This is a genomic window from Lunatimonas lonarensis, from assembly GCF_000390185.1.
Taxonomy (GTDB): Bacteria; Bacteroidota; Bacteroidia; order Cytophagales; family Cyclobacteriaceae; genus Lunatimonas; species Lunatimonas lonarensis.
In genome coordinates, this window is the sequence record NZ_AQHR01000021.1 from 83,699 (window position 1) to 99,061 (window position 15,363).

The 15,363-nt window shown below is 47.8% G+C and carries 13 protein-coding genes; 2 read left to right on the plus strand and 11 right to left on the minus strand.

Going from position 1 to position 15,363, the window contains the following annotated elements; all coding sequences use genetic code 11:
• The first annotated feature begins 71 nt into the window (after positions 1 to 71).
• Entirely contained in the window at positions 72 to 971 is a 900-nt protein-coding gene (locus ADIS_RS02625; protein ID WP_010852735.1) for a Ppx/GppA phosphatase family protein, read from the plus strand.
• On the opposite strand, the gene ppk1 is transcribed toward ADIS_RS02625, so the two are convergent.
• The 9 genes from ppk1 to ADIS_RS02670 form a co-directional block, all read right to left on the minus strand.
• Positions 961 to 3,078 carry a polyphosphate kinase 1 gene (gene ppk1, locus ADIS_RS02630; protein ID WP_010852736.1) on the minus strand — a complete coding sequence of 706 codons (2,118 nt, stop codon included), beginning with the start codon at positions 3,076 to 3,078 and terminating at the stop codon, positions 961 to 963. The two genes, ADIS_RS02625 and ppk1, sit on opposite strands and share 11 nt — an antisense overlap.
• A gap of 159 nt (positions 3,079 to 3,237) precedes the next feature.
• On the minus strand, positions 3,238 to 5,196 hold the full coding sequence (gyrB, locus tag ADIS_RS02635; protein ID WP_035804405.1) for a DNA topoisomerase (ATP-hydrolyzing) subunit B: 1,959 nt from the start codon (positions 5,194 to 5,196) through the stop codon (positions 3,238 to 3,240).
• A 177-nt stretch (positions 5,197 to 5,373) separates the two neighbouring features.
• Positions 5,374 to 5,745: a CoA-binding protein gene (locus tag ADIS_RS02640; RefSeq protein WP_010852738.1), complete on the minus strand. Its 372-nt coding sequence runs from the start codon at positions 5,743 to 5,745 to the stop codon at positions 5,374 to 5,376.
• Positions 5,735 to 7,339 (minus strand): NAD(P)/FAD-dependent oxidoreductase, encoded by a 1,605-nt coding sequence (locus ADIS_RS02645; RefSeq protein ID WP_010852739.1) that lies wholly within the window; start codon positions 7,337 to 7,339, stop codon positions 5,735 to 5,737. Before ADIS_RS02645 ends, ADIS_RS02640 begins: the two co-directional genes overlap by 11 nt.
• A 118-nt stretch (positions 7,340 to 7,457) precedes the next feature.
• Positions 7,458 to 8,420, minus strand: coding sequence for a tryptophan 2,3-dioxygenase family protein (locus ADIS_RS02650; protein WP_010852740.1), 963 nt, complete (start codon positions 8,418 to 8,420; stop codon positions 7,458 to 7,460).
• Between the two features lie 161 nt (positions 8,421 to 8,581).
• A complete protein-coding gene (locus ADIS_RS02655; RefSeq protein ID WP_010852741.1) occupies positions 8,582 to 9,931 on the minus strand; it encodes a Gfo/Idh/MocA family protein in 1,350 nt (449 codons plus the stop codon).
• A gap of 24 nt (positions 9,932 to 9,955) precedes the next feature.
• Complete coding sequence (locus ADIS_RS02660; protein ID WP_155907078.1) at positions 9,956 to 10,624, minus strand: 3-keto-disaccharide hydrolase; 669 nt, start codon at positions 10,622 to 10,624, stop codon at positions 9,956 to 9,958.
• 290 nt (positions 10,625 to 10,914) lie between these two features.
• Positions 10,915 to 11,442 (minus strand): YfiT family bacillithiol transferase, encoded by a 528-nt coding sequence (locus tag ADIS_RS02665; protein WP_010852743.1) that lies wholly within the window; start codon positions 11,440 to 11,442, stop codon positions 10,915 to 10,917.
• A 76-nt stretch (positions 11,443 to 11,518) separates the two neighbouring features.
• Positions 11,519 to 12,664 carry an FAD-dependent monooxygenase gene (locus tag ADIS_RS02670; protein ID WP_010852744.1) on the minus strand — a complete coding sequence of 382 codons (1,146 nt, stop codon included), beginning with the start codon at positions 12,662 to 12,664 and terminating at the stop codon, positions 11,519 to 11,521.
• Positions 12,665 to 12,874: 210 nt separating this feature from the next.
• Between ADIS_RS02670 and ADIS_RS02675 the strand changes: the two genes are divergently transcribed.
• Entirely contained in the window at positions 12,875 to 13,471 is a 597-nt protein-coding gene (locus tag ADIS_RS02675) for a TetR/AcrR family transcriptional regulator (RefSeq protein WP_010852745.1), read from the plus strand.
• A 1-nt stretch (position 13,472) separates the two neighbouring features.
• Here ADIS_RS02675 and ADIS_RS02680 read toward each other — a convergent pair whose 3' ends face one another.
• Positions 13,473 to 13,889, minus strand: coding sequence for a hypothetical protein (locus ADIS_RS02680; RefSeq protein ID WP_035804407.1), 417 nt, complete (start codon positions 13,887 to 13,889; stop codon positions 13,473 to 13,475).
• A gap of 102 nt (positions 13,890 to 13,991) precedes the next feature.
• Positions 13,992 to 14,906: an NAD-dependent epimerase/dehydratase family protein gene (locus tag ADIS_RS02685; RefSeq protein ID WP_010852747.1), complete on the minus strand. Its 915-nt coding sequence runs from the start codon at positions 14,904 to 14,906 to the stop codon at positions 13,992 to 13,994.
• Positions 14,907 to 15,363 lie beyond the last annotated feature (457 nt).

Sequence of the window (15,363 nt, forward strand, 5' to 3'; positions counted from 1 at the left end):
ACTTTCGTTGCGGGGCGATTCTTTCTTAATTTTGATAGCTCCAATAGTTGTTTCATCACAATCGATTGTCCTTGAAGTTAGCAGCTGTAGATATCGGATCAAATGCCATTCGGCTTCAAATCACAACCGTAACCAGTTTTCAGGGGACTTACGGTCTTAAGAAATTGGAGTACCTGCGTTTTCCCTTGCGTTTGGGAAAGGACGTATTTCTTCATCAGGCAATCAGCGAAGCGAGCAGGCGGAAGTTTGTTCGCCTTATGGGGGTTTTTAAAGAACTTATGGAGCTTTATGAGGTAGATCACTACATGGTCTGCGCTACCTCCGCGATGCGGGAGTCGGTCAATGGGGTGGAAATAGCGAAAGAAGTAGCCGAAACCGTTGGCCTTCACATTGAAATAATCGACGGGGAGCGGGAGGCGGAATTGATTGACAAAGCGCTTTGGTCCAGCATAGATGCAAAGACCTACCTTCACATCGACGTGGGAGGTGGTAGTACCGAGCTTAATATTTATAAAAGATCCAAAAAGATCGGAAGTAGGTCGTTTAAGATCGGTTCTGTGAGGACCTTGGACGAAGAGCATGTTCCATTGTCGATATGGCGGGAAATGGAGGAATTCATTGCGTCCAACCTAAACCGGGAATCTTCCGTCACTTGTATTGGTACCGGTGGCAATATCAACAAGATTATGGAGCTGTCGAATCCGAGAAAAAACAAGCGGTACTTGGATAAACATACCATAAAGCTCGTTCAGGAGCGGTTGATCAGCTACAGCTATGAGGAGCGCATGCATATTCTAAACCTCAACGCCGATCGGGCAGATGTCATCGTTCCCGCTTCCAAAATATATTTGGCGGCGATGGATGCAGCCCGCTCTTCCCGGATGATTGTTCCCGATGTAGGCTTGAAAGACGGGCTCATGAACTTGCTGTTTGAGAAAGTACTCCAAGAAAGGGGTTTGGCTAACCAATAAGTTTCACATCCTTAATTTGCTCGGGTGAAAGCTTGAAGAATTCTTGGTGAATGTTGAATTCTTCACCCTCTTCTCCGGGCTGTTTGCTTACATAATTGCCATCTTCCTGCATGACATAGGAGTTTACATTGTCCTTTAGGTTAAATCGAATAATATTCATCAATTGTTTCTCCAAAAATGGCGTCTCAACCCGGAAAAGGGACTCCAGTCTTTTGTCAAAACTGCGTACCATAGCATCGGCACTGCCCACGTAGGTGCGGTGTTTTCCGTTATGGTGGAAATGATAAATACGGGAATGCTCCAGAAAATCCCCGACAATGGATATCACCTCAATATTTTCGCTCAGACCAGGCCTACCAGGCCGGAGGCAGCAGATGCCGCGGATGATCAATTTGATCGGCACACCCGCCTGTGATGCCCTGTAGAGTGCATAGATAAATTCTGAATCCTCCAGCGAGTTGAGTTTGATGAAGATTCCTGAGCATAGCCCTTGGCGGGCGTTTTCGGCTTCATCCTCGATGAACTCGATCAGTTTTTTTCTCATCTCCCTGGGGGAGGTAAGTAAGTTTTGGTAGGTAGAAGGTACCGAGTGCCCTGTTATTACATTGAAAAATTCGGAAACGTCGTTTGCTAGCACCTCGTTGGTGGTCAGTAAACCTATGTCGGTGTATATGCGCGAAGTTTCCTCGTTGTAATTTCCCGATCCCAAGTGAACATACCGCGTGACCCGATCCTCATCCTTCCGGACAATTAGCATCAACTTGGTGTGTGTTTTGAAATTGCTGACTCCATAGATTACGAAGCATCCCGCTTTTTGGAGCTTTTTTGCCTCACGGATGTTGTTTTCCTCGTCAAACCTTGCCTTCACTTCAAAGAGAACCGATACGTGCTTGCCATTTTCAGCCGCCCGGAGCAATGCATTTACAATCCTGGAATTTTTGGCCAGCCGGTATATGGTCATCTTGATGGCCATTACACTGGGGTCATCCACCGCTTTTTCTAGCAGATTAAGGATCGGCTCCATGTTATTGTAGGGATGATGCAGGATGATATCCTTGTGCTTCAAAACCTGGAATATGTCTTCGGTGGCCGCATCTGGATAGGAAAGAGGAGGCACCGGATCCGGAGTGGGAGGTATTTTATCTTTAAACCTTTTGTCGCCTATGACCTGCCACAGCCCTGTAAAATCCATCAGGCTTTTTCGTGGGATCTTGAATATGCTGTCATCGCTGATCGTCCAGCGTTCTTTCAGCAGGTTAATCATCCATTTGCTGTACCCTTCTTCTATTTCGATACGGACTACCCGTCCGGTCTTTCGTTCGTTGAGTTTACGTTTTACTTCCTCCAGGAAATTTGTGTCCATATCATCGCTTTCTTCCAGCGTAAAATCCCCGTTTCGGGTAATCCGAAACAGGTTGATGTGCTCAATGGTGACGTTTCTGAAGAGTGAGGATATATGCTCCCGGATGATTTCGTCGATAGGAACGAAAATAGTCTCCTTCTCACGCTCCACCTCAAAAAAGCGGGGTATGTTTGAAGGTATCTGCACAAAAGACAACTTCCGGTTGTCTTTTTTGTCGCCGTCACTGATGGTTATTACCCCGAATATCAGTAGTTTGTTCATCAAAATCGGGAAAGTATGGTAGCTGTCAAAGACCATGGGCGTAAGCATGGGATAGACTGCTTTGAAAAAGTAGTCCTTAATGATTGCTTGCTCTTCATCGCTGAGGTTTTTGACGTTACTCAATATCAAACCAGCTTCCTCCGTTTTTGGCAGTAGGTCGTTGATGAAGATATCTTGCTGACGACGGTGAAAATTCTGGCACTCGATCATCAATTTCCGTTTGAAGGCATCTTCGCGCAGCCCGGAATAGTCGACCCTTACTTTGTCGTAGTCTAGGTAATTGTAAAGGGATCCTACGCGGATCATAAAGAACTCATCCAAATTGGATGCGGTGATTGCCAGAAACTTGAATTTTTCGAAAATATTCCTTCGCTCTTTTAAGATTTGATCAAATACCCGTTCATTGAATTTGAGCCAACTCAGGTCCCTGCTTATCAGGTCACTGTTGTTGATGATTTCCTCTATCTTATCGCTCTGAATCATTTTCCTGTCATTAAGCCTTTCGTGTACCCTGTAATTTTAACGAATAATCTAAACATAAAAAAAGGAGCGTTGGCTCCTTTCCTGCTATGGACGGACGGTCCTTCGCTGTGATAACGCTATCTGTAGGCAGATGGTTACTTTGATTGTATCTTTCCTGCCTTAGGTATCAATTTTGGCGTATTTGGCATTGCGCTCAATAAACTCTCTGCGGGGTGCCACCTCGTCTCCCATCAGCATACTGAAGAGATGGTCTGCCTCAGCCGCTGAGTCAATGGTGACTTGCTTCAGCGTACGGGTGTTAGGATCCATGGTGGTCGTCCAAAGCTGTTCCGGGTTCATTTCACCAAGACCTTTATACCGTTGCACGCCCACGCTGTCTACTTTGCCGTCCGCCGCCATTTCCTCGGTGATACGTTTACGTTCCTCCTCAGACCAACAATAACGCTCGTCTTTGCCTCGTTTCAACAAATAGAGCGGTGGAAGGGCGATGTATACATACCCTCGTTCGATTAGGGTGCGCATGTAGCGGAAGAAAAGGGTTAGGATCAGTGTTCGGATATGTGAACCGTCGATATCCGCATCCGTCATAATAATGATCTTGTGGTACCTAAGGTTGGCGAGATCCAGTTCCTTTTCATCGTTCATGGTACCGATCTTTACGCCGAGTGCGGTCAGGATATTCTTTATCTCGTCGTTGTCGTATATCTTATGCTCAAGTGCTTTTTCCACGTTCAGGATTTTACCTTTTAGTGGCAAGATGGCCTGATAGTCCCTGTCTCGGCCCTGCTTGGCAGATCCACCGGCAGAATCCCCTTCCACCAGGTACAGTTCACAGACCGCAGGATCGGAGTTTGCACAGTCGGCGAGCTTGCCGGGCAGCCCGCCGCCTCCCAGTACGTTTTTCCGCTGAACCATCTCTCGGGCCTTTTTGGCCGCATGTCTCGCTTGAGCTGCAAGGATGACTTTTCCTACGATTATCTTAGCCTCCCGAGGATGTTCTTCCAACCAGGTTTGCAGTGTTTCAGACACGGCTCCGTCAACGGCTCCTATTACTTCAGAATTGCCAAGCTTGGTTTTGGTTTGTCCCTCAAACTGAGGCTCCGCGACCTTTACCGAGATCACAGCGGTAAGGCCTTCCCTGAAATCATCTCCGGAAATCTCAAGTTTCACCTTGTCAAGCATACCGGATTTATCCGCATAGGCTTTCAGCGTTCTGGTGAGTGCCCGTCGGAATCCGGATACGTGGGTACCTCCTTCATAGGTATTGATGGTGTTTACATAGGAAACCACGTTTTCGTTATACGAGCTGTTATAGCCCATGGCTACCTGTACCGGAACCCCATTTTTTTCGGATTCGATGTAGATGGGGGTCTCTATGATCTTTTGCTTGTTTTCGTCCAGGTATTCCACAAATTCCACCAGGCCTCCTTCGGAGAAAAATTCGTCACTACGTGGTTTGCCCTCGTCGTCTTTATCCCGATAGTCCTCCAAAAAGATTCGAATGCCAGCGTTAAGGAATGCCATCTCCCGAAGCCGGTTCGCAATGGTTTCATACTTGTAATCGGTTACCTGAAAAATCTCGTGGTCAGGCTTGAAGTGGATGATGGTACCTCTTTTTTCGGTTACACCGATTTCTCTAACGGGGTACTGGGGCACGCCCCGGGAATATTCCTGTTCAAACATTTTGCCTTGCCGGTGTACGGTGGCTAACAGCATGGTGGACAGGGCGTTCACGCAGGATACCCCCACGCCATGCAGCCCCCCGGATACTTTGTAGGTGTCTTTGTCGAATTTCCCTCCGGCATGCAGTACGGTCATTACAACCTCCAACGCAGAGCGGTTTTCCTTTTCGTGAAAATCAGTAGGGATACCCCTGCCATTATCTTCCACCCGGACGGAATTGTCTTCGAGCACCGAAACCTTTATTGTGTCACAATGTCCTGCCAACGCCTCATCGATGGAATTGTCCACTACCTCCCAAATCAGATGGTGAAGGCCTTTGACGCCGATGTCTCCGATGTACATGGCCGGTCGTTTCCTTACTGCCTCCAATCCTTCTAAAACCTGTATGTTCTGGGCTGAATAATCGCTACGGTTAGACTCTTTTTCTTTGCTCATGGATGTTAAATAACATGCGTCCCCAATGGTCATCAAGGGGATTCTTAAAAACTTGTATGATTCACAAAAATACACAAAAATACCGGAAGTACATACCCTGAATGAGGGGTATTGTTGATCCGATATAACGTTGCGGCCAAAAGCTGAATAGGGTACCAGTCAGTGTCGTATAGAGGCTCAAAACTGGCCGGAACTTAGCATGACCAGATTGCAGGCATAGAGTGTTTCGATGCCTTTTTCATTTGCAAGGGTGGCCAATTCGGGGTTCTCGGTGCCCGGGTTGAAGATTATCCGCCGTGGCGATAGCGAGAGCAGATAGTCGTACCATTCTGGCTGATTTTGGGGGCCGATGTATAGCGTTACGGTATGCACTTCACTAATCGGCGGTTTTTCCTTCAGGTTTAGAATTGCTTCGCCCAAAACTTCGCCATTCTTTATACCCACAGGCACAAAGTGGATTTTTCTCTCCTTTAGCATTTTGGCTGCCAAGTAGGCATACCTGGCGGGGTTGGGCGATGCCCCGATTATGACGGTTTTTTTATAGTCCATGTACCTGTTTCTCTTGGGTAGATTTATACTTGGCAATCAGCTTTTCTGCGCAGCGCTCTCCGTCCATCGCAGCACTTACAATACCACCCGCATATCCAGCCCCTTCTCCACAAGGGTAGAGACGCTTGATTTGCGGGTGTTCCAACGTTTCTCTGTCTCTTGGGATTTTAACGGGCGAAGAGGTCCGGCTTTCGACGCCTATGATTTGTGCATCGTTGGTGAAGTAGCCCCGCATTTTCCGGTCAAACGAAACAAATGCCATTCTGAGCCGCTCAGTGATAAAGGGAGGAAGTACCGTGTCCATATCTACCGAGCGAAGCCCGGGTTGGTAAGAGGTAGGAAGTAGGTCTGTACTTACTTTTCTGTTTACAAAATCCACCATACGCTGTGCCGGAGCCGTCTGACTTCGCCCACCCATTTCCCAAGCTTTTCGCTCTATTTCCTGTTGGAATCTCAAACTGGCCAAAGGCCCAAACGAGGCAAAGGCCGGAAGATCCTCTAGTTCCACCGCTACAACCATGCCGGAGTTGGCAAATCGGCCGTCTCTTCTGCTTGGACTCATTCCGTTGACCACTACCTCGCCCGGCGCGGTAGCAGAAGGGACGATAAACCCTCCAGGACACATGCAAAAGGAAAAGACGCCCCGTTGGATACCTTGGTAGGTCGACTGTTCCACCAAGGAGTAGGAGGATGCTGGCAGGTAGGGCCCTCTGTCCGCGCCGCAGTGGTATTGAATTTGATCGATCAATTGCTGGCTGTGTTCGATTCGGACGCCCACCGCAAAGGGCTTCGCTTCGATCTGAATTTCCCGTCGATGCAGTAATTGGAAAATGTCCCTCGCCGAATGTCCTGTGGCCAGCACTACACCGATCCCTTTTATCTTTTCGCCTCCCTCACAGATAACCCCTTTGATTTCCTGACCTTCCAAAAGGAAATCTACTACTTTGGTTTCAAAAAGGACTTCTCCTCCTGAATCCAAAATTCGCTGACGGAGTGCCGCCACTACTGGCGGCAGCTTGTTGGTGCCGATATGCGGGTGGGCTTCGATCAGGATATCTTCTTTGGCACCATGCGCAACAAATATCTCCAAAATGCGACGGATATCCCCCCGCTTTTTTGACCGGGTGTAGAGTTTGCCGTCGGAGTAGGTTCCTGCCCCTCCCTCACCAAAACAATAATTGGATTCCGGGTTTACAATGTGCTCCTTGTTGATTGCCGCAAGGTCTCTACGTCGGCTGCGTACGTCCTTGCCTCTTTCTATTACGATGGGCTTAACTCCGAGCTCAATAGCCCTCAAGGCTGCGAAAAGGCCTGCTGGCCCGGCGCCGATGATAATAAGGGGATCTTCGTTGCCCACAAATGGGTAGTCAAAGTGAAGGTTTCGTATCGGAGCTGCTGGTTCGTTTTCGAATACTTGCGCGGTTACATTTACCTTCACCTGACGGCTTCTGGCATCTATCGAGCGCCTGATTTGCCGGATCAAGGTGCTGGCATCGGATGTCGGCAGGCCCAATCGGCTTCGGACGGTCTCTTGAAATGCCTCCTCGTCAAATGCTTCTCGAGGGGTGAGCGTGAGTTGTATTTCCTTTTTCATGCGTGGTAAGGTAGTTATCCTTAAATCCAATGATAAGCCTACCAAAATTACCTAAGAAAAGTTCAGAAGTGCTTTCAATTGCGATCCCAGGGTCAGCAGATTGGACGGTTTTAACAGCTTAGGAGCCAAAAACCTCTTTGACCACCCAGCTTTTCCCCCACTCGGCCATTTCCATCTCGGTCCAGAGTTCGGGGTAGAATATCACCTTTTGAAACCGAGGCGGCAGGTATTTTTGCCAGTTGGTACCTCCGGTAGCGGCTACATCCATGGGATCCCGCTGCAAGTAGCGAACGGCCGACTTATAATGGGCCAGCGGCCAATGTACGTTTGCTTTTACATCCAAGTCACGCATCAGATCGGCAAGCTCATCATCTTTTTCCGAAAAATACAAGTAGATACGCCATAGGTTCTTTTTGCGGAAGTCAGAGATTAGCTCTTTAAGCTGATCTCCATACTTTTTTTCAAACGTTTGTAACGTCAACGTTTTTTCACCTGTTGACAACTCCATGGCACCAAACTGCCAATAAAGGATTTCGAAAAGGGAATCTATACTCGTTATATTGATGTCTCTGTAGTCTTCTCTCTCCCGTAGGTGGATCAGGTTTTGGATATCCGTACACATGATCTCAATCATTCGGTATTGGGCACTTTGAAAGCCGCTCGAAGGGAGCAACGACATCCTAAATTTCATAAACTGATCCCGTTCCATTCCCTTTGCCATCACGTCAAACGATGAAATCAAGAGGTCAAAGTACATGTTGATCCGCTTTAGGCGTTCCTTGAAAAACGTAAGCGATAGATCTCGGTGCCCCGATATCTGTTCGATTTCCCAAATAATCAGGTTAAAATACAGTTCTGTTATCTGGTGGTAAATGATAAAGATTTTTTCGTCTTTAAACGAAGTCCGTGGCTGTTGCAGGGTAAGTAAGGTGTCGAGATTGATGTAATCCCAATAATTCAGGTAATCCGCGTGCAGCAGGCCTTCAAGGTACGAGCTCAGATCTTGTCCCGATGCTCTAAACTTTGCCTCCAACTGCTTGATTTTTTCAATAATTTCCGAGTTCGGAATTCTTTGGTTCATAGTTCCTGGGTAGGATAATGCTATACAGTCCGTAAAATTAGGAAAAATATCATGGAATCAGCGGACTATAGCACAAAAGCCCCCGGTAATATCACCGAGGGCTTATTTTGCACATCTACTATATTGTTCTGACGACTGTTTCCAGTGACTAATACATCGCGTTAAAACTTCCGGTATTTGCCATCCAAAAATTGGTTGGCTTCTTTTTCAGAAAACCTGGCCTTTTTGCTATCCCAATGTAGGGTTTGATTAGGGAACCTTCCGGCTATTACGCCCAACAAAATGGTTTCGGTCAACCTCGCAGAGTAGGAAAACGGTGCGGAACATTCGTCTTTGCCCAAGCAAGCGTCTACGAACTGATGGTAGTGCTTCTTGCTTTCTGAATCATAGTCCTTTACAGGCGCGCCTAAATTGAACTTCTCGATGTCCATCTCTTTGTACTTGCCATCCACGATCAATCTGGGCAATTGCTGAAAGTGCGGGAGCAACAAACGACCGGTTTCACCCATAAACATGGCACCTTGATCGGGTAATTCTTCGTTATTGGGCAGTTTAAGGTCTTCGTGGGCAGCAGGGGCTCCGATGCCGTCGTACCATACCCATTTTAGGGTCTCGGCAGTGTAGTTGGTTTGCGGAAACTCATAGGTGACGGTGTTGTGCTCGGGGAATCCAAACCCGGTCGGCTGCCTGCATTCGTTCACAATCGTTCTGGGCACATCCAACTCCAGCGCATTGTATGGGGTGTCAAAGATATGGACGCCCATGTCGCCCAATGTTCCGCAACCATAGTCGAGAATTTTCCGCCAATTGCCTGGGTGGTAGTATCCGTCTTTGTAGGGGCGTTCCGGTGCGGTACCTTGCCATAGGTTCCAGTTTAGGTTAGCCGGTACGGGATCACTCCCGCTAGGAGCCGGCCCGTCATATCCCCAGTTTTTTGGCGACCAGGCGCGCACGGTATGCACCTTGCCGATGATGCCCGATTGGATAAGGAGCGTCGCCAGCTTGTAGTCATAGAATGAGTGAACCTGTATGCCCATTTGGGTTACCAAATTCTTCTTTTCGGCCAGTTTCTTCATAGCTCTGGCTTCGCTCACATGGTGGGTGAGTGGTTTTTGGCAATAGACAGGCTTGTCCATTTTCATCGCCATCATGGATGCCGGAGCGTGGGTGTGGTCTGGGGTGGATACAATTACTGCGTCTATCCCACTTTTCATTTCCTTCAGCATTTCCCGGTAATCCGCAAAGGTTTTTGCATTCGGATGTAGGGCCTTCGCCTTCGCGAGGGCATCGCTATCGACGTCACAAAGGGCAACCACATCCACGAGTTGATGGGAGGAAATGGCATCCAGATCGGCCATGCCCATAGACCCAAGCCCAATGTGCGCGGTACGAAGGCGACCATTGGCACGGGCTTCGGCAAAAAGGGAGGGAGCCATACTCAGGCCCAAGATGCCCAAGCTGCTTTTTTTGATAAAATCTCTCCTTGCTGTTTTTGCTAAGGTATCTTTCATATTAGATTGTTGAGGTGATGGGTTTTAATTTAGTTCTTTGATACGCAGGTTACGGAATCGAACCACGTCTCCATGGCCCAGAAAGCCGATGTGTCCCCGACTACGTTGCAATCCCGGATGGTCTTCGCCGTCGATGGTGCCATTTTTTGCCGCTTCCAGGTAATCTCCTTCCAGAATTACCGTTCCGTTAAGCACTATTTTGATGGTTGGATGCACCACTGTAACCTCTTGCTGATTCCATTCACCCACAGGCTTGAGGTGCCCCTTCTTTGCCGGCATGACGCCATAGACGGATCCGTGGGCTTGATAGTCCTTTAAGTTCGCGTATTTTTCAGCGGTATCGTCCAGGATTTGAAGCTCTTTACCTAGGTAGGCAGCGTTTCCTTCCAGGGGAGCATGGATTCCCAACCCGTTGTTGGCACCCGGCGTAAGCTGGAACTCAAAACGCAGGATAAAATCTCCGTACTCCTTTTCGGTATATAGATTGCCGCCACTTCCCTTTACGGGCTCAATAACGATCATGCCGTCTTTTGCTTGGTAGGATTCCGTGTTTCCCACCCAACCTTTGAGGTTTTTTCCGTTGAATATTCTTTTAAACCCTTTTTCGCCCTCCTGCCAAAGGGCAGCTGAAGTTAGGAGCAAACTCCCAAATACAAACCCCGCCGCGGCAAGGTAGCTCATGTGTTGTTTCATGTGTTTATATTAATTTTTAAGTGGTCACGATGTGTTTCGAAGCGAAGGTCTGAAAGGGATTTCCCGATTTTCCAGCCCATCCTGAAAACTCAATAGTCACTTAACCTGCCTATCCCTTATTCCAAGGGTTGCAGAAAACGACTGTCGGTTCCAATCTTTTTTCACACCAACTTCACAAATCTAACCTAAGATTTTACATAAATCACCTGAAATGCATGAATTTGAAAGGGTATTTAAGCTCAACATATCAGGGGCGGGTTTTGCGTGGTGCTGTAGGCCCACTCGAATCCCTACCATCCAGCACTCCTTTTTAACATAAGAATGTGTGCAAGATGGTGTTTACAGTGCCATGCATACATGCCAGTGGCCTCGTCCAGACGTACCGCTACCCCCATTTCAGGATGTTGGTACGTTTTGGAAAAATCCGAGGCAGACATACCTTTAAGTAGGCTCGACCACCTCGCATGCAGGCCGGTCAACAGGGAGAGAGAGGGTGCTATATCCATTTCGCTATCTGGCAACAGTGCCCACAAAGCTTCCTCGTAGGGCTTAATCACCGGATTTTGTTCAGTCAAAGCCAATTTGAACCGAATGTAAGCATTCATGTGGCTGTCTGCGCAATGATGTACTACCTGTCTGACTGTCCAGCCCTTTTCCCTGTACGGTGTGTTCAATTGGGAAGCAGATAGGTTTATCACCTCTTGGGTTAGTGCTGCCGGAAATACAGACAGGCTATCTATCCAATCTGCTAACAGTTGGGAGGTTATCAGGTCTGGTTTTTCAAATTTCCCTATGGGGTACCTTGGATCTATTTTCATTTTCGATCGTGGTTTTAGGGTTCAATCTAGTGTTTACCGTGCAGATAAAAAAGATCGGACTTTGATTTATGGGAAATCAGACAGGTATTTTTGTTACACGATAGGAAAAAAACTTATCTACTAATTTCATGGCAAGGGTTGACGGGATTACCTGAAACATGAAATCTCTGAGCGTGGTAGAGAAGGGATCGGAAAGCTGCCCAATTTTGCCGAGTTGCAGGCTTTCAGTTACGACGGATTTTGCTCGGGGAAACTGAAGTTGTTCGTAACGGTGAAATGCTGCGGGGCCCAATCCATGGGTTTTGGTGCATTTTGCAAGCAGGTAGGCTCCTTCTATCGCAATGCAGCCACCCTGTCCCAGGTTTGGTGTGGTAGGGTGCGCGGCATCCCCCAATAGCGTTGCGTTCCCCAAGCTCCATCCTCGGGTAGGAATCCAGTCCAAAGCACCATTTTTAAGTATAGTTGCTGTGTTTCGGATCAGCTCGGGTATGGGATCATGCCAATCTCCAAATAGGCGTAGCAGTTTGTCCTTGGTGCCTTCTGGGTCGTCCTTTTGTAGAAAGGATTCGTTGCAGGTAGCCCACCAGCCGTATTTTCCATCCTTAATGGGGACTATTCCCACGCGTTGGCCAATTCCCATGGTTTCGCTGGCATAACCCGTGGCAAAGGTTGTGTCGACTACCCCACGCCAGATATTATATCCCCTGTAGATGGGAGCTCCGTCGTTGATAATGTGTCGGCGCACTTGGGAGTGAAGTCCATCCGCGCCTACCAGCCCATCTACCAGCCGCGATTCTCCATTGGTGAACTGAACTTCTATTTGGCCATTTTTGGTTTCCCGAAAGTCCTGCAATTCAAAGCCAGGGGATAGTGTTGCCGGTATTCCTGTGAGCAAGATCCCATGCAAATCAGCGCGGTGAATACAGATGACGGGATAGTCACTTTTTGGGGTCGAATGACTGAGCTTTTTGCCTTTGCTGTTTCGAATATAGACCTGCTGGAAATGACCGCCGGCGCTCAAAATTTGATCCAATAACCCAATCTCCTCCATGACACATAGGGCGTTTGGAAATACACTGATCGCCGCCCCCGCCTCGCCAAAAGACGGTTTCTGCTCAAATATTTCGATGTCGTAGCCGTCTGACCCGAGACAATGGGCAAAGGTGAGTCCAGCAATTCCTCCCCCGATTACGGCAATTTTCTTTTTTGTCTTTATTCGCATGGAATTATATCATTATGGGTATAGCGTGGTTCAAACCCCAAACCCCTGTCATTTTCGATCTGCATTCCCTGGAAATCCTGTCTGCACGATAAACAGATCGCTTGAGCCTTCTAAATCTACGCCCCAAACATAATCGGAGTAACACCGGTTTGATTGATTAGCTCAACTGAGCAAAACAAATATAGGTGTTTTTTTTGTAAATTTGCTCCAATGAGCAATAGTTCGATTGATAAAAAAATAATCTCGGCAGCGGTTACCTTGTTTAACGAAAAGGGCTTGATACAGACAAGCTTTCGGGATATTGGGGAGGCATTGGGGATAAGCGATGGGCATGTGCGGTACTATTTCCGAACCAAGGAGGCCTTGCTGTTGGCTGTATTCAACCAAATGGACGAGGAGATACTCTCCAAGGTAACTTTGGTGGAGGAACACTTGGGGGATCTCCATGCACGCTTGAAAGGTCAGATCGAGCATGTATTTGGCGTCATGGCAAGCTACCGCTTTTTTTTCATGGAGTCTCCCAAGACCTTGGGGCAGTATCCGGAGCTGATCCATGCCTATGCCCGATTGATGGAAAGCCGCAGACAGCTATTCCTGATGCTCTTTTCTGAGTTGGGGAAGCGGGGTGTGTTTCACGTTGGATTTGATGGACCGACACAGGAGCGGGTTTTTCAAACCGTCTTTTTGGTGTCAGAGGGTTGGATCAGGACCCATTATCTTTCCAAAGGTACTGCTCCCGACCGGGCGGCCATCGATTCCGTCACGACCCTGCTGATCGGGTTGATTGCTCCGTACATAGAGGAGTAAGCTAGGTCAAGGCTTTCTCGATATTCTCGAAAAGCTGTCTATGCTGCTTTTTAAAAAATGATGCCATAAAATTCGTGATGGGGAGCACCGATTCAATTTTCAGTTCCTCGGTGACCTGCGTCGAACCTGAGGCAGTCTCAAAACGGAACAACATGTTGATGTGGGTTAGGCCCATCACGCTGGCGCTTATGTGTATTTCGTCTGTGGTCGGGCTTATCGAAGCCGTATAAGAAAAGCGGTACGGGAAAGGGCCAAGAGGTATCTTTTCACGTACCAGGTAGTCGCCTTCAGGAAGGGCCGTCATTTGATAAATGAGGGGGTGGACAGAAACAAATTTAACTGGATCCGTTAGGTAGTTCATCACCGCGACCCTGTCTGCATGCACGATAAATTGCAGCTTAGTTACTTTTTCTGCCATCTTGTTCTTATGTTGGTAAACAGGTTTGAGTCACCGAATCAAACGATTTATTTGTGGTAGTAACCGAAAACGTCCAGCATATAGATCCGCAATGGGTCGGGTTTAGGCAATTTTGGAACCGTCCGATACGTACTTCTGCCAGTTATGCTGCTCTTTGAATCCCAGCACTTCCTTTATTTTCCTGTTGGAAAACAAGGCCTCGTGCTCTCCTAATTCCCTGGAAAGGGGCACTTCAGGGAAAAAGCGCTCTGCCAGTTCGTTGCTGGGAATAATTGCACCGTTGTGGTCGTTTCCGGCATTGAAAATCTGAAAGCCTAGTCCGTTTTTTTGAATGCACAGATCCACAATTTGCCCTAGGTCACGCGCGTCGATGTAGGAGAAAGCGTTGCGTCGCCGAACCTCCGGATGTTTGAAATAGTAGGGGAAAAGCGTTTCGTATTCGTGTGGCTCAATCACATTTCCTATGCGCAGCGCGTAGATGTCAAAGCCGGAGCGCCGCTGAAAAGTCCGTGCAGTCTGCTCGTTTACGACCTTTGACAGTCCGTAGCTATCCATGGGATCCACGTCGTAGTCTTCTTCCAGCGGAAGAACCTTGGGGTCGGTGTTTCCATCGGAAAAGCATATTCCATAGGTAGTCTCGGAGGAGGCAATGATGATCTTTTTGATGCCGAGTTTTACCGCCGCCTCGATTACGTTGTAGGTTCCTACGGTGTTTACACGGAAGGTTTCGTTGTCTGGTTTGATCAGAATTCTGGGAACGGCGGCAAAGTGGACCACTGCATCGAATGGGGGCACACCAGCCCCTCCCTCCAACTCATCCAATCCGGCGTATGAGCTCATGGCATTAAACATCTGGCCCGAGTCGGTGATGTCAGCTTGGAGGTTATCTACTCCAGGGTGGTTCAAGGGGGTAAGGTCTACGTTCAATACGCGATAGCCCCTTTCCAGCAGGTAGGGGATTACATGTTTTCCGGCCTTTCCGGATCCTCCTGTAAATAGGATACGTTTTTTGGTCATGTTAAGATTTAAGTTTAAAACTACTTGATGGTTTATTTGTAATCGTTGCCCAGATTCAACGGCCTTGGAATTTCTTCTTTCGTTTGCCGTCTCTTTCTTATCGGAGTACGATAGCATCATCAAGCGGTGGGGAAGTTATCCAAAAATCAGCAAGGTTCCAAAATCGGGTTTTTATGGAGCGATATACCATGGAGTAATCCATTGAGTAGTTACCTATTTGTATCTATTGGGATTCCTTTCTCCGGTTTTGCAGGGAACAAGCGGTGAATATCAAAAAAAATGCTAGTATGGGTAAAATTTGACTTGATATGCTTCCTTTTCGTCGGTTAACCCGCAGGTACCTATTTATTTTATTAGTGATGTTTACATTCTCTGCGACATCCTTTGCGCAGGGGGATCGCCGGCCAAACATTGTCTACATTCTAGCCGATGACATGGGCATTGGGGATGTGTCCAG